The sequence below is a fragment of the Paenibacillus sp. UNC217MF genome (assembly GCF_000686865.1).
In the GTDB taxonomy this organism is placed as follows: Bacteria; Bacillota; Bacilli; order Paenibacillales; family Paenibacillaceae; genus Paenibacillus_B; species Paenibacillus_B suaedae.
Map to the genome: position 1 here is coordinate 190112 of NZ_JMLT01000009.1, position 17821 is coordinate 207932.

Here is a 17821-nt window from a genome sequence, read left to right on the forward strand (position 1 = left end):
ATTTAGGATAGGGCGAGGAGTAAACGAGTGAAACAGAAGCAAAATCATTATGCGACCGGTATTGCAGCCGCCGGGCTGTCCTATATTATTTGGGGCTTCCTTCCGATCTATTGGAAGCTGCTCGGCTCTGTGCCAGCAGCAGAGGTATTGGCTCATCGGATTATTTGGTCATTAGTATTCATGATTGTCCTGTTGGCATTGCTGGGGAAGTGGAAGTCCACTATGGCAGAAATCAAGCAGCTGCTCACCCATAAGAAACAAGCTATAAGTATCATTGTGGCTTCCGTTGTAATTAGCATCAACTGGCTCGTTTATATTTTTGCTGTGGAAAGTGCGCATGTAGTGGAAGCAAGCCTTGGATATTATATCAACCCTTTGCTTAATGTCTTTCTCGCGACATTTTTCCTGAAGGAGCGGTTGACGAAGACGGAGTGGTCAGCAGTTGGCATCGCAGCAGCAGGGGTTATATGCCTGACCGTATATTACGGCAGCTTTCCTTGGGCAGCGTTGACGCTCGCGACAACATTCAGTTGTTATGGACTCATTAAGAAGAAGGTATCTGTAGGCCCATGGACAGGGTTAACGGTGGAAACTTTAATCATGACGCCGTTTGCGCTCGTATTTCTTTTCTTCTTCAATCCTAATGGGATCCCGCTGTGGGATAAAGAAGCGTCTATAATCATGCTGCTAATGGGAGCGGGAATTGTAACGGCAATACCGCTGCTATTATTCGCTACAGGTGCGAAGCGAATATCATTTACCCTTGTAGGCTTCCTGCAATATATTGCACCTACGATCATGTTGCTGCTTGGCTTGTTTGTGTTCGGGGAAGAATTTACGGCTCCACAGTTTCTTGCATTCGCCTTGATATGGATTGCATTAGCTGTATTTTCGCTCTCTCGAATCGTAAGGAATGCCAAAGCGTCCAAGCAAGCTTCCCAAGCTCAGAATCCTTCGGATAGCTCATATACAGCTTCATAGAGAAAAGCTCATTATGCAAGTGAACGCTCTGTTTTCACAAAAAAAGCTTATCATACAAGGTCTGCAGGTTTCGTAGAAAGAGACCGTCTGACAATACAGAAAATGCAGTAGTGAAGATGAAAAGCTTATTAGTGAATAATTTTATTGGGCTTTATCGTGAGTATTGAAATTGAAACGAATAATGAAAGGGAGTGTCGGTGTATTCCGTGCACTCCCTTGGTATATAAATCATCTTAGAATTAGGCTTATCCTACTCGTTGTTCTTGCTTTGTCCGATCGGGTGACCAATCCATTGCTCGTAGATTTTCACAAGTGAACATAAATCCTCTTCCCCAAAGCCTGCCGTTTGGCCCATTTGGAACAAACTCTTGGCAACCTCCAGCATAGGTGTCGGAGACTGTATCGTGTCAGTCAGCACGGAAGCGAGCTTCAAGTCCTTCAACATTAACTGCAGGGAGAATTGATTGTCGAAGTTGCCTGCAATAATCTTCTCACCTTTCAGTTCAGCTGCCTTACTGCCTGCACTGCCGTTGCGCACAACCTGAAGGAATGCCTCGGGATTTACGCCTGCCTTGGATACCATTGCAAACCCTTCTGCCAGAGCGGCATTGTTAATACCGACAATTGTATTGTGGGCCAGCTTCGTGATGGAGCCGCTGCCATTAGGGCCCATATGAACGATCATTCGTCCCATTGCTTCCAACACGGGCATAGCTTGTTGCAGGGCGGTCTCTTCACCGCCGACCATAAAGACAAGTGTTCCATCGACGGCTGCAGGCTTGCTGCCCGTTACAGGAGCATCAAGGAACTGGGCTCCCCGCTCGGCGCAGGCTGCTGCGAGCTGTTGAACCAGAGAAGGAGATATGGTGCTGCAGTCAATTACGATATGACCAGAGCGAACGGCTGCGAGCACCCCGTCTTCTCCGTAATAGATCGCTTCTATGGAGGAATCATCACTAACCATGGTAATTACGACATCGGATTGTGCTGCGGCCTCACGCGGTAGATGTACGGCAGTCGCACCTTGCTCAACTAATGGAACGGTCTTATCTGTGGAACGATTGTATACGGCTACTTCGAATCCTTTGCTAAGCAGATTGGCTGCCATTGGCGCGCCCATCGTGCCTAATCCAAGTACTGCTGCCTTCATTGTCTCTCATCCTCTCGCACTGTGAATGATTCGCATGATTTCGATGATGTTAGTGTACCATATTTGTCAGTGGCGGAGACAAGCAATCAAGCAAACAAAGCAGCAGAGAAAGATGGTGATAGCGTATTCATATGCAAATTTATGCAATGTTATAAATTTATTTTATCGTGGAATCCAGTTCAATGAAACGCGTTCCCTTGTGTTTCCGTCCAAAATCCAGTATCCTATGACTATATTGATTTTCGTGGGTTAAAGTGGCAAAGTCAACCAATACTCGAGGAGGGTGTACGATGGCAAAAAAAGTGCACTTTGATTACAGCAAGGCGTTGACGTTCGTAAGTCAGCATGAAATTGATTATTTTAAAGAGCCCATTCGCTTAGCGCATGAGCAATTACATAATAAGTCAGGAGCAGGTTCCGATTACCTAGGCTGGATTGATCTACCTTCCGCTTACGATAAAGAAGAATTTGCGCGCATTCAAGCAGCAGCTAAGCGCATTCAATCGAATTCTGAAGTGCTTATTGTTATCGGGATTGGCGGCTCCTATTTGGGCGCTCGTGCAGCGATTGAAATGTTGAGCCATTCCTTCTACAACATGCTTCCGAAGGACAAGCGCAACACGCCTGAGATTTACTTCGCAGGCAACAACATCAGCTCGACTTATATGACGCATCTGATGCAATTGATTGAAGGCAAGGACTTCTCAATCAATGTTATCTCCAAGTCGGGTACAACAACGGAGCCAGCAATCGCATTCCGTATCTTCAAAGACCTGCTCGAGAAGAAATATGGCAAGGAAGAAGCGAAGAATCGTATCTTTGCTACTACGGATCGTGAGAAGGGCGCACTGAAGACGCTGGCAACGGCAGAAGGCTACGAGACATTCATCATTCCAGATGATGTAGGCGGCCGCTACTCCGTATTGACGCCGGTTGGTCTATTGCCAATCGCAGTCGCTGGCATTGATATTGACGAGATGATGCAAGGTGCTCGAGATGCTTCGGAAGAGTTCAGCAATCCGAACGTCGAAGAGAACCTCAGCTATCAATACGCAGCAGCACGCAATGCGCTGTATCGTAAGGGCAAGACAACAGAAATTCTCGTGAACTACGAGCCATCCCTTCACTATGTGTCGGAATGGTGGAAGCAGTTGTTCGGCGAGAGCGAAGGGAAAGACAACAAAGGGATCTATCCATCCTCCGTTGACTTCTCGACTGACCTTCACTCGATGGGGCAGTTCATTCAAGAAGGAACTCGCAACCTGTTCGAGACGGTTATTCAAGTAGAAGAAGTGAAGCATCACATCACGATTGAAGAAGATGCTGATGATTTGGACGGCTTGAATTTCCTCGCAGGCAAGACAGTCGACTTCGTGAATAAGAAGGCATTCCAAGGCACTTTGCTGGCACATACAGACGGTAATGTACCGAACTTGGTCGTGACGATTCCAGACATGACGCCATATTCGTTCGGATATTTGGTATACTTCTTTGAAAAAGCATGCGGCATCAGCGGCTATCTGCTCGGAGTGAATCCGTTCGATCAGCCTGGTGTGGAAGCATACAAGAAAAATATGTTCGCCTTGCTCGGCAAACCAGGATTCGAAGTCCAAAAAGCGGAATTGGAAGCAAGATTGTCCGAATAAGCGGGCGGCAAGAGTTAACAGCTTAGATAGGCAACAAGCCGTGAAAGCAGTTCTCCAACATGGGGGGCTGCTTTCTTGGCAATCTCGGAAGGTGAATCTTCATGCTAGAACAATATAAGACGTTGCGCCAATTTGGCAGCAAGGAGATCGTCATCAAGAAGTCGCGCTTTATCGGTTATGGCAAGCCAGTTGCCAACGAGGAAGAAGCGATTGCTTTTATAGAAGAAATCAAGAAACAGCACTGGAACGCTACACACAATTGTTCCGCCTACGTCATTGGCGAGCGGGATGAGATTCAGAAGGCATCTGACGACGGAGAGCCAAGCGGCACGGCAGGCAAACCCATTCTGGAAGTGATGAAGAATCAAGGGCTGAAAAATACCGCCATTGTCGTTACACGCTATTTCGGGGGTATTCTGCTTGGGGCAGGTGGCTTGATTCGGGCCTATACAGATGGAGCTGTTGCAGCGATTGAAGCGGCAGATGCGATTGTGAAGGTGCTGCATCAAGAGGTTTTTGTAGAAATCGATTATACTTGGCTTGGCAAGCTTGAGAATGAATTGCGAAATAGAGAGACGAGGATGGGAGAAACGCAATTTACCGACAAAGTGACATTGACGTGTTTGCCTGTTGTGTCGGAAACAGAGCGGTTTATGGCGTGGATTACGGATTTGACGCAAGGTCAAGCCGTTATTCGGAAGGGAGATTCTATTTACTATATCGAAGGGGAATAAGGAGAACAACCTCTATGCCAAGAAAAGCAGTGGATCAAGAGCTATCGCGAGAGCGAATCTTGGAAGTGGCGCGCCACTTGTTTGTCACGAAAGGATACCGCGCTATCTCCATGCGAAGTATCGGCCAACAATTAGGGTATAGCCACGGATCGCTTTATTATCATTTCAAAGACAAAGCGGAACTGTTCTACGCGCTCGTACAGGAAGATTTCAAGCGTTTGGGACGGCTGTTCGAACGTGTTATGGTTCAGGCTCCTTCCGATGGGTTGTCCAAGATGGAGCAGGTGATGCTAGAATTCATCCGCTTCGGTCTCGAGCAGCCGCACCACTATGAAATTATGTTTATGACGCGGGATGAAGAATTGCTCGCGTATGCCCGCTCAGAACAAGGTCGTTGCTTGGAATTGTTCTCGACGATTGTGAGACAGACGCTCGTGAGCAGCATTCATACCGAGCAGGAACGACATAATATCCCACGAAGCATTTTTCTTGCCATGCATGGATTCATCTCCTTTTACATTCAAGATCAAGTCACCTTTGATGAGGTGAAGCCGGCGGCGCTAGCTCACGTTCGCTTCTTATGCCGCAGAACGCTGGAGTCAGCACAGACGGCATAGTCACTTGCATTCTTATTTCAATGATAAATCGATATAAAAAAGCTCTTCTCACGTTTCTGTTCTCCTGCACATATAGTGACGATAGCCCAGCTTCGGGTTATCGGCATGTGTGTGAAAGGCGATTAGACGTAAGGGGGCTTTTTTATGTTAAAGCAATACAGTGACTTGTACTTACATGCACAGGTCATTAGGATAAAACATCTCCATCTTATGGTGTACACTCATGCCAATACTTCGATAGGAGTGTGTCTTCATGATTGAGTATATAGTACAGCCTGGAGATTCCTTGTTCACGATTGCAAATCGGAATGGGGTTCCGGTGTCTTCCCTCATTCAAGCGAATCAATTAACGAATATGGATGTTGTATATGTGGGGCAAGTGCTTCGATTCCCTGTGGGTGGAGGGGGGACATTTCCATTTCCGCCGCCACCGCCTCTCCCGCCAACGCAACCATTTCCTCCTTTTCCAGGAGGGATCAATTTGGAACAGCGTGTTGCGATTCTTGAACAACAAGTTCGCCGCCTTCAGCGGGAAGTCGCGCAATTGCAAGGCAGAGAAGTGACGAGCAGTTGAATGGCCTGCTCGATGACAGGGTGTCCAATGTGTTGGGCGCCCTTCCTCTTGCCAATAGACGGTGAAGATGACAATATTGTAAGCTGAATTGTGACCAGATTCAGATGCTCATTCTACAAACTTCATGTAAAGTAGTAGGTATGGGGAATAGAGAGGCAGAATCCAACCATACCGATGGGATGAAGCGGGGTAGATGAAGGATGAAGAAGGCAGCACTGCTGCTGGCGGTCGTGGCGATCAGCTGGCTGTTGGCAGGATGCGGACAAGCCGTTCAGCATACATACGACAAGGTGAATCAAGTCGTAACCGATTATGGCAAAGAGAAATCGATTAATAAAGAGAAGGTTCTTCTTATTGTGAAAGAAGGACTGTACAAGCTGTATGATGTTCAGATCAATGATCAGGAATGGAACCTGATATGTGGGTTTTCAAAATATTTTCCGAACCAAGAGGATACCAAGTCGGATGAAGGACATGTTGCCTTTATTGGTACGATCAATGGAATGGAGCAGCGGCGGGGCGGCATAAGCGGTTTCTATGGGGAAGTGAACCTGAAGACGGGGGAGCTATACAAGCTCGGCATTCTGAGGCCGTCTGCAGAAGGGAATGTACGGGGTGACGGTACAGGAGAGCTTCAGGTGAAGGCGCGAGCTTTTATTGTAGACCGATTGCAAGCGAATGAACGAACACTTCGAATCCTTTCGGAGAAGGGCCAGGATCGTGGAGTCTTTCTATTTCAAGATTCAGATAGCGGGATGCGGTATTGGATTCAGATGCATGTCGAACAACAGAAAGTCACCTTATTCAAAAAGTGGAAATACATGTAAAAAAAGTCCGTCTGATGCAGGAAATGCAATCGGCGGATTTTTTTGTGCTTCCATCTGGCGAATCGAAACGGCGGCTTCATCGTCCATATCACATGAAATTGGGTTATCACCTATCATAAGGGTTTCGAATAAGTTGCATAAGGTTCACTTACAGATTGGGCGTTATAAATCAATCTTTGTATTGACGGTGTCATCTATTTTTTGGTAAAGTGGTGAAAACCATTACCAAGTAAAGAAGTTGGAATAATGGATATAAAGAGTTGAGTTTACGTAGATGGAGGGACGAAGGTGAACGCAGTACTGCGCTATCGTGGAGCGTTGTGGGGGTTTCGAACCACACTGCTTCTATACGTATTTTTGCTGGTTGTGGTACCACTTGGCGGCATATATGCTCAATCGTTCTATGGCGGTTGGAGCACATTTGTAGACAGTCTCATGGAACCTCTTGCATGGCAATCAGTGGCGCTGACGTTCCGTCTGGCGATCATTGCAACGGCGATCAACGTTGTCATCGGAACATTGTCGGCTTGGGTGCTCCACCGCTATCGTTTCGTCGGGCGAACTTGGCTGAATAGCTTGGTAGACTTGCCATTCGCTCTGCCCACCGCGGTAGGCGGGTTGATGATCCTGCTGCTGCTCGGGCCAGGAAGCTTCGTTGGGAGATTGGCAGAATCTATGGGGTGGAGAATCGTTTTTGCAGAGCCCGCTATTGTAGCTGCTATGGTCTTCGTCACTTTTCCCTTCGTCATTCGGGCAGTTCAGCCGCTCTTGGAAGAGGCCGACTTGTCTGAAGAAGAAGCCTCTTATACGCTTGGCGCGTCCCGTATGTACACGTTCACTCGTGTTACGCTGCCGCGTATGAGGCCAGGCATTGTGAGTGGTGCAATGCTTGCCTTCTCCCGGGCAATGGCTGAATTCGGAGCAGTAGTGCTCGTCGCTGGGAACATACCGGGGAAGACGCTCGTTGCATCTGTATACATTTTCGGTGAAATTGAAAGTGACCACCCTCAATCGGCAGCAGTCGTTTCTGTCTTATTGTTGACCTTATCATTCATAGTCTTATGGGCGATTCATTGGATACAGAACCGGAGGAAATCGTCATGAAGCATACTCCTTATCATCAGCCCAATTCTTCAGAAGAACCGCATCAAGTGCTAACTGCCTCGCAATCCTCAGCAGCTGTACATGATCCACACCCACACTCACGCTCTAAGCTGCAGTTGCTGCTTATCATTCTGACTTACGCTGTATTTATTACATTACTTATTGCTCCATTACTGCAAATGCTGTTGGGAGCTTTCCAAGGTGGTTGGGGTTCAGCCCTCGCCTCCCTGCTTCGGCCTGAGTCGCTTCATGCACTTGGAGTTACAGCAGCTGTTGTAGGCGTTGTGACGCTGCTTAATGTTGTGTTTGGTGTATGGTTATCGATCGTCCTTGTAAGAGGGGGCTGGTTAAATGGTTTTGTTCGACGATTACTCAATGCGATTATCGATCTCCCTTTTGCGGTATCCCCGATTATAGGCGGATTTATGATTGTACTCTTGTTAGGGCCGCAGACGATTATGGGGACGTTATTTGCGAACATGGGCGTCCAAATCGTATATGCGTTCCCGGGTATGGTGCTTGCCACCTTATTTGTGACATTCCCGCTGCTTATCCGAGAAGTCGTGCCCGTCCTGCAGGAAATTGGGACACAGCAGGAAGAAGCTGCGTCGATGCTTGGCGCTTATGATTGGACTACCTTCTGGAAGGTAACATGGCCATCCATACGATGGGGAGTGCTCTATGGAATCGTTCTAACCATAGCTCGTTCCCTTGGTGAATTTGGCGCCATTCTTGTCGTATCCGGCAATATTATGAACAAGACGCAGACCGCAACGACACTTGTATACCAAGACGTGGAGAACTTCAACATTACGGCGGCCAGCAGCTTGGCCCTAGTACTTGTATTCAGTTCGATCATCCTGCTGCTCGTCATGGAATGGGCGAAGCGTCACGCAGGACGCAAAGGAGTGCATTGACGATGCATATTGAGGTAAATCAGCTCAACAAATGGTTCGGTTCCTATCATGCAGTGCGCGACGTCAGCTTCTCCATTGAAGCAGGTCAGCTTATCGGCTTGCTCGGACCGAGCGGTGGCGGGAAGACTTCTGTACTGCGCATGCTAGCTGGCCTAGAGCAGCCAGACAGCGGTGAAATTCGATTCCAAGGGAATCGGGTCAATGAAATCCCGCCCCAGCAGCGCGGCATCGGCTTCGTATTCCAGCAATATGCGTTGTTCAAGCATATGACCGTCTATGACAACATTGCCTTTGGGCTGACAATTCAGAAATGGCCCAAGGATCGCATCCGTGAGCGAGTTACAGAGCTGCTCGAGCTAACTGGGTTGTCTGGGATAGAGCGAAGATATCCGCACCAGCTGTCCGGAGGCCAGCGCCAGCGTGTAGCTTTCGCGCGTGCATTGGCCCCTGAGCCACAGCTGCTGCTGTTGGATGAGCCATTCGCTGCAATTGATGCCAAGATTCGCAAGGAGCTGCGAAGCTGGCTGAGGGAACTGATTGAACGGGTTGGCATTACCTCCATCTTTGTTACCCATGATCAGGATGAAGCGATTGAAGTTGCAGACGAGATCATGATTATTAATCAGGGAAGTATGGAGCAAAAAGGGACACCATGGGATATTTACCAATCACCGAACACTCCATTCGTGGCTGAATTTATTGGAGAATCGACGATTATTTCGGATCTGGACTCCCTGCGGGGATTCGAGACTCTCTCGTCGTCACTTCAGACGGCTATTCCTTATTCAGTTGATCCTGTAGAAGCTGTACTAGAGACGCAGGCTGTTCGGGAGACGCTTCAGGAACTCGGAGATGCATTCAAGGCATTGATTCGCCCTGAATATATTGAGGTGGGCTTGCCTGGTGAATTGAAAATGGCATCTGCCTGCATACACGGCACCGTGAGGTCGCTCCAATTTCGTGGGAGTGAATGGATGGTGGCGATTGAAGTTGGCGACATGATATTGAAAACATATCGTTCATTGGAGAAGCCAATGCTGCAGGCGGGGGATTGGGTGCAGGTGCTTGTTCATCGCATCTATGTGTTCGAGGGGGGTCGGAGTTGGGTAGTGGAAAATGCGTTAAAAGAAGACCCGATGCCGGTTCATATTTGAACACGGATCGTGGTCGAGGGGTTAGGACGCCCTTGAGCCGAATTAAGACCAGAGATAGGCTTACAGCAATGATGGCGGTGATCATACTCTCACTCCTTGTGGTACTGCCGGGCTGTAGCAGTAAGTCAGCCGATCAAGACGGAAATGGGACAGAGAGAGCCATAGCAATGAAGCAGATCTCTGCCTCTAACAAGGATACCGTGACCATCGTAATCGGTGCCTACTCAGTTGTGAAGGACGCGCTAGGGCGCATACTCCCACAATTCGCTGCCGATTGGGAGGCGAAGACGGGCAAGAAGGTTGTCTTTCAGGAGTCTTATGAAGCCTCCGGTACTCAGGCCAGAGCGATAGCCGGCGGGATGGAAGCGGATGTAGCCCTTCTCGCCATGGAAGGGGATGTAGATAAGCTCGAACGTGCGAAGCTGATTAACTCAGATTGGAAGCAACAGGATGCTTATCAGGGAATGGTTACTCGTTCTGTTGCTGTCATAGGTACACGGAAAGGCAATCCTCTCGGCATTCGGGATTGGACGGATTTGACCCGTGAAGGGGTTAATGTCTTATACCCGAACCCGAAGACATCAGGTGGAGCACAGTGGGATATTAATGCCATATACGGAGCAGGGTTGAAGATGGCAGCTGAGCAAGGGAAGGATGGGCCACCTTTTGCCAAGCAGCTGCTGATGCGCGTCCATCATAATGTGCTGTCCATGGATAAGAGCGGCAGAGCGTCGATGGCTGCATTTGAGTATGGTGTTGGGGATGCAATCGTGACCTACGAAAATGAGATCCTGTCCCGCAAACGTGAAGGCGTACCTTATGAGATGGTTCTTCCTAAGCATACGATTCTAATCGAGAATCCAGTTGTTGTTGTGAGGAAACATGCGAGGAAACACCAAGTTGAGGAAGCTGCAGAAGCGCTCGTCGCTTATTTGCGTGAGCCGAAGGCGCAGCGAATGTTCGCGGAAGCAGGCTTCCGTCCTGTGAATGAGCAGGTTGCTAAAGAGACCATCAAGGCCTATCCCGTCCCAGATGGCTTGTTTCATATCGATGATATGGGCGGATGGGATGAGGTTAGGGAGAAATTGTACAGCAATCGGGGAGTTTGGTATCAGGTGTTAGCAGGAATAGAATGAAATAATAAATGAAGCGCAGACTGCCCGATTATTCGAGAGGTCTGCGCTTATGTATGGTTTCGTAGTAAGTAAGAGTCATATGGTTTCTTGCAGAGCAAGTGTAACTTAGATCAAGTGTAACTTAGATCAAGTGTAACTAAGCTTCGCGATACAATGGAATGTCCGTTGTCAGTCTGCGAACACCAATCTCAACGAGCTTATACGCATCTTCTAGGCTGCGAACGGTCCAGACACCAAGGCCTACACCGGCTGCTTGCGTCTCGGCGACGAGTTGCGGATGCTCCAGGACTGTCGACAGCTGAATAAGAAGTGTGGCGTTGCCAAGCTCGGCTACTGCCTTCAAATCGACAAGCTCGCTTGACAGGAGAGCGAGCTCAATATCGTTGTTAAGGCTGCGTAATATACGCAGATTGTCTGGGTAAAAAGAGATAAACATCGTGCGTTCTGTCATATCATATTGATTCAACAGATGAAGGACGGCGCGAAGTTCCTCTTCCGTATTATGTTCTTTCAACTCCAGCTGAAGTCCAACTTTACCCCCGCATAATTCAAGCACTTCTTCCAGCAGTGGAACACCGCATCCAGCGAACTCTGGGCTGAACTTCTTGCCTGCATCCACCTGCTGAAGCTCAGCAACCGTCTTCTCCCGGATACGTCCTGTGCCCGTTGTTGTTCGATCCAGCGAATCGTCGTGGATAACGACGGGAATGCCGTCTTTCGAATGATGTACATCGATTTCTAACGTATCGGCGCCCATTTGAATGGAACGGCGGAATGCCACCATCGTATTCTCGGGATGTACCGCTGCATAGCCACGGTGAGCGACAATTTCAACATCATTGAACAGTGCGTTGGAACTCATGATAATCCTCCTCATTATAGCGAACATGATAGCGAATGTGATGATAACTGCGTTATCATGTATCATAGGATCCGTATGTAAGTATGTGTGCATGCGGAATTGACTCCGATTATACTTGATACATGATGGAAGAACAATGGAGATTTTATAACGGTTACGTGTTGTTCTTGTAAATATATACGCAGCTGAAGGAGAAAAATGGACATGAATTGTGAGGAAAAGAGTTGGTCAATTTCTTTTTGGGGGACAGGAGACTCCATGGGGGTTCCACGAGTATATTGCGACTGTGAGGTGTGCAGAGAGGCGCGTGAGGAAGGACAGAACCGCCGTTATCGTTCCTCTGTTGTGATTGAACGAGCTGACGAACGGCTTCTCATCGACTGCGGGCCGGATTGGACAGGCCAGATGGAACGTGCAGGCTTGTTCTGGATAGATGATATCCTCATCACCCATGCGCATCAGGATCATATCGCAGGGCTCCCCGCATATGCGGATGCATGCCGCTGGCTGGATCGACAAGGGCATGTCATTGCTCCCGCAGAGGTGAATCAATTGATTCGAACGATGTATCCATGGCTTGAGCGGTTCATCCAATTCGAAGATATCGAGCAGACATGGCAGTGGCGGGACTGGTCCATTCAACCGATCCGGGTCAATCATGGCAAGAATGGCTATTCCTACGCGTATCGATTTGATCGGCTTCAAGCCGTCTCGGGAACGGAGGAACCGTATTCGGAAGCGAGGAGGCAGGAATTAGAAGGGAATGAAGACTCCGCGAATGCGGAATCAGCTGCGTTGAATAGTTGGTTATATGCTTCGGATGCAATTGGGCTAGGCGCTCAGGAACGTCAATTTTTCCGCGATCTCGATCTTCTTATATTGGGAACGAATTTTTATCACGAACAGGCAGCCTATGAGACCCGTTCTGTATACGACATGGTCGAGGCTGTGGAATTGCTTCAGGATATCTGCCCGAAGCGGACCATATTTACGCATATGTCCCACGACATTGATTTCCGTACAAGCTATGAGCTGCCTGCGAATGTGGCGTTGGCTCGGACAGGAATGCGAGTGGAAGGGTAACCGAGGTTACCCTTTTGTGCTAGAGAGGTCCGACGCTCATCTGCTGATCTTCAAATATACGCTTGGCTGTAAATGTGGCATTGAGGACGCGGGGGAATCCGGTATATGGAGCACAATGAATCATCGCTTCAATGATTTCGTTAGGGGTTAGACCGACATGAAGTGCTGCTCGAATATGGACACGTAACTGCGGCTCGCATCGGGAAGTCCTCCTTTAAGATAGATAATCCAATCGGATTGGAATGCACTGCATGAATGACATGCTACACAGTAGAGTGCACTCTATAGCAAGCCTTTTTTTCGGTGTTGGGTGGCGTGATATCATGTTCCATTATGAAAACCTATTTTACGATCCATCAAATTGCGGATAAGATAGGACTGTCCGTACATACGTTGCGCTACTACGAAAAGATTGAGTTGCTGACAGAAGTGCAGCGCGATGCAAATGGCTACCGGCAGTATACGGAAGCGGACATGGCGTGGATTCATTTCCTGCTCCGATTGCGTGCGACAGGCATGCCAATCAGGGAGATGCAGCAGTTTTCTCATTTGCGAAGCAGAGGGGATTCCACGATACGTGCACGACGTGCGTTATTGGAGGAACATCAAGAGCAGGTTATGGCACAAGTTAAGGAGTTGCATGAGCATCTACTGAAGATTGAATCCAAAATTGAGCACTATAAACGACTAGAGGAGAACCCAGTGGAGTAATACTGTGCGGTTGATTAAAAAAGCACCGCTTTCCCAGACGGTTTTGTCTGGTCGAAAGCGGTGCTTCGTTTAAGTGTGATTAGTTCGCGCTGTCACGATTCAGGATGAACTTCTCTATGACATGACGTACGCCTTCATCATTGTTGCTCTCTGTTACATAATCGGCAATCGTCTTAAGTGAATCAACGGCATTGCCCATCGCAACACCGAGCCCAGCCGTCTCGATCAGATCATGGTCATTCCATGAATCTCCGATACCGATCGTCTCTTCCAAGCTGCAGCCGAAGTGTTCCGCCAAATGGCGCAATGCGCTTCCCTTCGTGCCCTCATAATGAGTAACCTCTAAGAAATGAGGCTTCGACTTTGTAATATGAACCTCTGATCCCAGCAATTCCTTCAGTTCTTCTGCGACACGATCCAGTCGATCCGGTTCGTCGATCATGAGCATCTTCGTGGAAGGGGAAGCGAGCAGACGATCAAAGTCAGGTTCTATGAAATAAGGAATGCGGCTCAAGTTCGCGTAGTCAATCAGCTTTTGATTTTCTTCGCGAGCGTACAGCTTGTCATCAATGTACAACTGCAGATGGATATTGTGCTCGTCACAGTAGCGAAGCAGCTTAAGCGCAGCATCGCGCGGCACTGCACGCTCGTAGAGTACTTCACCGTCCATTACGTTCTTCACCAGAGAGCCTTGATACGTAATGAGAGGCACATTTAGACCTGTCTGCAAGGCAATGTTATGAGCAGAAGCATACATGCGTCCTGTTGCAAGTGTAACGGTAACGCCTTGTTGAACGGCGAGCTCCAATGCACGCTTCGTGCCGGGAGTTACCTGCTTGTCATCATTAATCAACGTGTCGTCTACATCAATTGCGATAAGTTTATACATGGGTTATGAGTTTCTCTCCTATCTATGCAGCACATATTCATGTACTGGTAATAGGGGCTCGTCACATTTTTATCCACGAACACCCGTATTTCTCTCTACTTCTATTGTACAGCATGTCCGCTCCATTTCAATTCAGCAACGATCATTCCAATAAAAATAAGCCCACATCCCGCTAGCGCCCATCCTCCCAGCGCTTCTCCGGCAAAGGTTACGCCCGTAATGGCGGCAAATACCGGTTCCATCGCAAATAAAATCGCAACGCGTGTCGCGGAGGTATATTTCTGACACCAAGTCTGCGCCCAGAAGGCAAACGCGGTCGAGAGCCCAATGGATATAGCAAGTGCGAACAGCACCTTCGGTTCCGATAAGGCTTGCCCGAGCAATCTCATTGTTAGCTGCGGTTCGAAGATGGCCGAACTAATACCAGATAGAATGCCGACAGTCATAAGCTGTACGGTAACAAGCGGCAGTGTATCGTGCTGCGATGCGAAACGGCCTGTCAGGGCGATATGCATGGCGAAGCCGACAGCGCAGAGCAGCACGAGTCCGTCTCCCTTATTCCACTCAGCCGTTCCACCGTTGAAGGCGAGCAAATACAGCCCGCAAAGAGCAAGCAGTGCGGAGATCCAAGTTGGGATCGTCAGCCGCTGCTTCGACAGCCATAAGGTAATGAAAGGAACCAGCACAACCGATAGACCCGTTAGAAATCCGGTGTTGGTTGTCGTTGTGTATAACAGTCCAATGGTCTGAAACGCATATGCGGAAAATAACCATAAGCCAAGTATCCCGCCGTGAAGAAGCAGTCGCTTGTTCAGGAAGATAGTCAAGGTTCGTCTTGTAAGAAGTAGAACGACTGAAAACAGCAGTCCAGCGCATGCAAAGCGAATTGCATTAAAGGCAAGAGGGGGCAAAGTATGGACAGCATGCTGAACAACAAGAAACGTACTGCCCCAAATCAATGCAACGAGCAAGAGACATACATCGGCCAACCATGTGCGTTTCATGATGAGTAAAATAGACTCCCTTCCCACTTTCAAATATTTTACTCTTATCATGTAAGAAAGAGCGCATGCTGTAAAGCACAGTTTTCGATGATCTATCCTTTACATCCTTCATTTTCCATGCTAAATTGGAGTAAGAATCCGAAATGTGGTCGAAATATTGGATGATTATTTCTAACCTATGGGAGTTGGAAACGATGAAGGTAGAGGAAACGAACAAAAGAGCAGAGAAGCTTGCTGAACAACTACAAGGAAATTTGATTGTATCGTGTCAGGCGTATCCAGGGGAAGCGTTGTATGGAAGCGATATGATGGTGCGCATGGCCTTAGCAGCCGTGAATGGCGGTGCTGCCGGAATTCGCAGCAATTCGCCGCAAGATGTTGCAGCGATTAAGGAAGCGATTCGCATTCCGGTTATCGGAATATGGAAGAAGGAATATCCGGGTTCTAACGTATATATAACTCCGACTCTTGCGGATGTTGAAGTGATGATTGCTGCCGGCGCTGACATGGTCGCGCTTGATGCCACGATGCAGCCGCGTCCATCGGGTGAAATGCTTGAATACATTGTAAACGTTATCAAAACAAAATATGACATCCCCTTGATGGCGGATATTTCAACTTATGAGGAAGGGATTCGCGCGGCGGAGTTGGGTTTTGATTTTATTTCTACGACATTATCAGGTTATACGCCCTATAGCGTGCAGCAGAAGGAGCCGGATATGGAGCTGATCAAGCGGCTGGCCGCAGCAGTGTCAACGCCGATCATCGCGGAAGGACGCATCCATACACCGGAGCAGGCGGAGGAAGCCTTGAGAAATGGCGCATTCTCCGTTGTAGTGGGCACGGCCATTACACGTCCGCATACGCTTACCAGTTCATTTGTTTCCAAGATAAAAGGGGGGCAAGTCCCCGTCCAAGCGGCGATGTCGGGCTCGGTCATTCCTGTGATTGCTCAGAACCAGGATGGGAATGAACCTGCCAGCATGGGAGAGGCGTTATCATGACAGACGCAGTGAACAGTCATGAATCTGTCGTTATCGCTATTGATATTGGTGGAACGAATATAAAGAGCGGCATTGTAGATAAACAGGGAAATGTACTTCATTCCCGTACCATTCCTACAGAGGCTATGCTTGGACGAGACGAACTGCTGAACAAGCTGAAGCAGCTTATTCATTATTATCGGAGTGAGGCGGCACAGAACCAGTGGGCAGTAGAAGGCATTGGTATAGGTTCCGCAGGCTATATTCATCGCGATGGGCATGTGGCTTATGCGACGGATAATTTGCCGGGTTGGAGCGGGACTCCTGTTCAAGAATTGCTTCATGAAGCGACGGGTGTGCCGGTTCGCGTCATTAACGATGTGCATGCAATCGCCCTCGGGGAGAGCTGGAAGGGCGCAGGCAGAGGCATGGATCAATTTGTCTGCGTCGCGCTCGGTACAGGAATTGGAGGTGCGATTATTGAAGAGGGTGCACTCTATGGCGGGGCTGATGGCCATGCGGGTGGATTCGGGCACTTCATCGTGCAGATGGATGGCGAGCCTTGTACTTGTGGATTGATCGGTTGTTGGGAGCAGTATGCTTCTGTAAATGCCTTGAAGCGGATGATGAGAGAGAAGATTACTTCTCTTGAAGGCAGTTCTTCTGCGGCATCAATATTGCCTCAATGTGAGGAGAAGCCAGAGGCTTGGTTCGCAGCGGCACGTAGTGGCAATCTGGCAGCAAATGAGGTCATTACCCAATATATTCGAAACATCGCAGTTGGGCTTGTGACGCTGCAGCATGTGCTCAATAGTCGTCGATTTGTATTAGGTGGAGCTGTTATCGGACAAGGGGCATGGCTGCTTGAGGCAATTAAGGAAGAGATGCGCAAGATGTGCATGCCTGCATATTGGGGAGATGGTGTGGAACTCCATGCTGCTGAAATGGGTGAGCATGCTGGGGTAGTCGGAGCTGCCAACTGTATTTGGACGGAGCTTCATTCGACCCAACCTTCCGACCATTTATCTGTAATCTAGTCTACTTATAATTTGCATAATAAATCGATCGTAATAAGCGGCAATAGCAGGACGTGAACTGTCTGTTTGCCGCTTTTTTATCGTGTTCTTTTCGATGAATCGAAGCAGTTCACGTCGGGGACTGTATGGTATAGTGCCGCTGTTTGAGCTATCTCTAAGTAAGAGCGCTTTCATTATTTTGTTATCAACATGTTGATTTTTTAATCGTTCCATTAGATGATAAGTCTAGTTCGAATTTCCTTGTGAATGGGTTGTGCATGATGACTTTGGTGTAAGCACCGACCACTGACGTCGTGGATGGCTGTTAATCGGATGGTGAATGAGGCATGTTGAATCTTGCCTAGTACGATCAATACATCGATTAAACCGATGAACTATGAGTGAGGGAAGTCCGAACACTAGGATTGTGTCA

At 48.4% G+C, this 17821-nt stretch carries 18 protein-coding genes and 1 pseudogene; 14 read left to right on the forward strand and 5 right to left on the reverse strand.

Going from position 1 to position 17821, the window contains the following annotated elements:
• Window positions 1-27 precede the first annotated feature (27 nt).
• Window positions 28-981 (forward strand): EamA family transporter RarD, encoded by a 954-nt coding sequence (gene rarD / locus BP95_RS0106500; RefSeq protein ID WP_028531698.1) that lies wholly within the window; start codon window positions 28-30, stop codon window positions 979-981.
• Window positions 982-1231: 250 nt separating this feature from the next.
• Here rarD and BP95_RS0106505 read toward each other — a convergent pair whose 3' ends face one another.
• Window positions 1232-2131 (reverse strand): NAD(P)-dependent oxidoreductase, encoded by a 900-nt coding sequence (locus tag BP95_RS0106505; RefSeq protein ID WP_028531699.1) that lies wholly within the window; start codon window positions 2129-2131, stop codon window positions 1232-1234.
• A 290-nt stretch (window positions 2132-2421) separates the two neighbouring features.
• Between BP95_RS0106505 and BP95_RS0106510 the strand changes: the two genes are divergently transcribed.
• From BP95_RS0106510 to BP95_RS0106555, 9 genes are all read left to right on the forward strand, one after another.
• Window positions 2422-3777 carry a glucose-6-phosphate isomerase gene (locus tag BP95_RS0106510; RefSeq protein ID WP_021256372.1) on the forward strand — a complete coding sequence of 452 codons (1356 nt, stop codon included), beginning with the start codon at window positions 2422-2424 and terminating at the stop codon, window positions 3775-3777.
• A 101-nt stretch (window positions 3778-3878) separates the two neighbouring features.
• The gene (locus BP95_RS0106515; protein ID WP_028531700.1) at window positions 3879-4511 is read left to right on the forward strand and encodes a YigZ family protein; all 633 of its coding nucleotides are present in this window, start codon (window positions 3879-3881) and stop codon (window positions 4509-4511) included.
• Between the two features lie 14 nt (window positions 4512-4525).
• Entirely contained in the window at window positions 4526-5128 is a 603-nt protein-coding gene (locus tag BP95_RS0106520; protein WP_021256370.1) for a TetR/AcrR family transcriptional regulator, read from the forward strand.
• A 253-nt stretch (window positions 5129-5381) separates the two neighbouring features.
• Entirely contained in the window at window positions 5382-5702 is a 321-nt protein-coding gene (locus tag BP95_RS29790) for a LysM peptidoglycan-binding domain-containing protein (RefSeq protein WP_021256369.1), read from the forward strand.
• 200 nt (window positions 5703-5902) lie between these two features.
• Window positions 5903-6529 carry a hypothetical protein gene (locus tag BP95_RS0106535; RefSeq protein ID WP_021256368.1) on the forward strand — a complete coding sequence of 209 codons (627 nt, stop codon included), beginning with the start codon at window positions 5903-5905 and terminating at the stop codon, window positions 6527-6529.
• A gap of 288 nt (window positions 6530-6817) precedes the next feature.
• On the forward strand, window positions 6818-7633 hold the full coding sequence (gene cysT / locus BP95_RS0106540) for a sulfate ABC transporter permease subunit CysT (RefSeq protein WP_021256367.1): 816 nt from the start codon (window positions 6818-6820) through the stop codon (window positions 7631-7633).
• Between the two features lie 110 nt (window positions 7634-7743).
• The gene (locus BP95_RS0106545; RefSeq protein WP_028531701.1) at window positions 7744-8550 is read left to right on the forward strand and encodes a sulfate ABC transporter permease subunit; all 807 of its coding nucleotides are present in this window, start codon (window positions 7744-7746) and stop codon (window positions 8548-8550) included.
• Window positions 8551-8552: 2 nt separating this feature from the next.
• On the forward strand, window positions 8553-9704 hold the full coding sequence (locus BP95_RS0106550) for a sulfate/molybdate ABC transporter ATP-binding protein (RefSeq protein ID WP_021256365.1): 1152 nt from the start codon (window positions 8553-8555) through the stop codon (window positions 9702-9704).
• Window positions 9705-9772: 68 nt separating this feature from the next.
• Entirely contained in the window at window positions 9773-10840 is a 1068-nt protein-coding gene (locus tag BP95_RS0106555) for a sulfate ABC transporter substrate-binding protein (RefSeq protein ID WP_051614018.1), read from the forward strand.
• Window positions 10841-10976: 136 nt separating this feature from the next.
• On the opposite strand, the gene BP95_RS0106560 is transcribed toward BP95_RS0106555, so the two are convergent.
• On the reverse strand, window positions 10977-11702 hold the full coding sequence (locus BP95_RS0106560) for a glycerophosphodiester phosphodiesterase (RefSeq protein ID WP_028531703.1): 726 nt from the start codon (window positions 11700-11702) through the stop codon (window positions 10977-10979).
• A gap of 204 nt (window positions 11703-11906) precedes the next feature.
• Between BP95_RS0106560 and BP95_RS0106565 the strand changes: the two genes are divergently transcribed.
• Complete coding sequence (locus BP95_RS0106565) at window positions 11907-12785, forward strand: MBL fold metallo-hydrolase (RefSeq protein WP_021256362.1); 879 nt, start codon at window positions 11907-11909, stop codon at window positions 12783-12785.
• A gap of 19 nt (window positions 12786-12804) precedes the next feature.
• Here the strand turns inward: BP95_RS0106565 and BP95_RS32245 are convergent.
• A pseudogene (locus BP95_RS32245) lies at window positions 12805-12984 on the reverse strand (carboxymuconolactone decarboxylase family protein); the annotation flags it as partial.
• Between the two features lie 116 nt (window positions 12985-13100).
• Here BP95_RS32245 and BP95_RS0106570 point away from each other — a divergent pair.
• Entirely contained in the window at window positions 13101-13496 is a 396-nt protein-coding gene (locus BP95_RS0106570; protein WP_331281218.1) for a MerR family transcriptional regulator, read from the forward strand.
• 79 nt (window positions 13497-13575) lie between these two features.
• Here the strand turns inward: BP95_RS0106570 and BP95_RS0106575 are convergent, their stop codons facing one another.
• Together BP95_RS0106575 and BP95_RS0106580 are read right to left on the reverse strand one after the other, a co-directional pair.
• Entirely contained in the window at window positions 13576-14385 is an 810-nt protein-coding gene (locus BP95_RS0106575; RefSeq protein WP_028531705.1) for a Cof-type HAD-IIB family hydrolase, read from the reverse strand.
• 101 nt (window positions 14386-14486) lie between these two features.
• Window positions 14487-15389, reverse strand: coding sequence for a DMT family transporter (locus tag BP95_RS0106580; RefSeq protein WP_036666797.1), 903 nt, complete (start codon window positions 15387-15389; stop codon window positions 14487-14489).
• 194 nt (window positions 15390-15583) lie between these two features.
• On the opposite strand from BP95_RS0106580, the gene BP95_RS29795 reads away from it, so the two are divergent.
• Together BP95_RS29795 and BP95_RS29800 are read left to right on the forward strand one after the other, a co-directional pair.
• Window positions 15584-16393: an N-acetylmannosamine-6-phosphate 2-epimerase gene (locus BP95_RS29795; RefSeq protein WP_036666825.1), complete on the forward strand. Its 810-nt coding sequence runs from the start codon at window positions 15584-15586 to the stop codon at window positions 16391-16393.
• Window positions 16390-17409, forward strand: coding sequence for an ROK family protein (locus BP95_RS29800; RefSeq protein WP_021256357.1), 1020 nt, complete (start codon window positions 16390-16392; stop codon window positions 17407-17409). The genes BP95_RS29795 and BP95_RS29800 overlap by 4 nt, the downstream gene beginning before the upstream one ends.
• Window positions 17410-17821 lie beyond the last annotated feature (412 nt).

What these genes read in the sequence shown, in the direction of transcription:
- BP95_RS0106550 (WP_021256365.1), top strand. Translation starts at nt 8,553, where the DNA reads ATGCATATTGAGGTAAATCAGCTCAACAAATGGTTCGGTTCCTATCAT.
- BP95_RS0106580 (WP_036666797.1), bottom strand. Translation starts at nt 15,389, where the DNA reads ATGAAACGCACATGGTTGGCCGATGTATGTCTCTTGCTCGTTGCATTG.
- BP95_RS0106510 (WP_021256372.1), top strand. Translation starts at nt 2,422, where the DNA reads ATGGCAAAAAAAGTGCACTTTGATTACAGCAAGGCGTTGACGTTCGTA.
- BP95_RS0106560 (WP_028531703.1), bottom strand. Translation starts at nt 11,702, where the DNA reads ATGAGTTCCAACGCACTGTTCAATGATGTTGAAATTGTCGCTCACCGT.
- BP95_RS0106535 (WP_021256368.1), top strand. Translation starts at nt 5,903, where the DNA reads ATGAAGAAGGCAGCACTGCTGCTGGCGGTCGTGGCGATCAGCTGGCTG.
- BP95_RS29800 (WP_021256357.1), top strand. Translation starts at nt 16,390, where the DNA reads ATGACAGACGCAGTGAACAGTCATGAATCTGTCGTTATCGCTATTGAT.
- BP95_RS0106565 (WP_021256362.1), top strand. Translation starts at nt 11,907, where the DNA reads ATGAATTGTGAGGAAAAGAGTTGGTCAATTTCTTTTTGGGGGACAGGA.
- BP95_RS0106575 (WP_028531705.1), bottom strand. Translation starts at nt 14,385, where the DNA reads ATGTATAAACTTATCGCAATTGATGTAGACGACACGTTGATTAATGAT.
- BP95_RS0106520 (WP_021256370.1), top strand. Translation starts at nt 4,526, where the DNA reads ATGCCAAGAAAAGCAGTGGATCAAGAGCTATCGCGAGAGCGAATCTTG.
- BP95_RS0106515 (WP_028531700.1), top strand. Translation starts at nt 3,879, where the DNA reads ATGCTAGAACAATATAAGACGTTGCGCCAATTTGGCAGCAAGGAGATC.
- BP95_RS0106505 (WP_028531699.1), bottom strand. Translation starts at nt 2,131, where the DNA reads ATGAAGGCAGCAGTACTTGGATTAGGCACGATGGGCGCGCCAATGGCA.
- BP95_RS29790 (WP_021256369.1), top strand. Translation starts at nt 5,382, where the DNA reads ATGATTGAGTATATAGTACAGCCTGGAGATTCCTTGTTCACGATTGCA.
- BP95_RS0106555 (WP_051614018.1), top strand. Translation starts at nt 9,773, where the DNA reads ATGATGGCGGTGATCATACTCTCACTCCTTGTGGTACTGCCGGGCTGT.
- BP95_RS29795 (WP_036666825.1), top strand. Translation starts at nt 15,584, where the DNA reads ATGAAGGTAGAGGAAACGAACAAAAGAGCAGAGAAGCTTGCTGAACAA.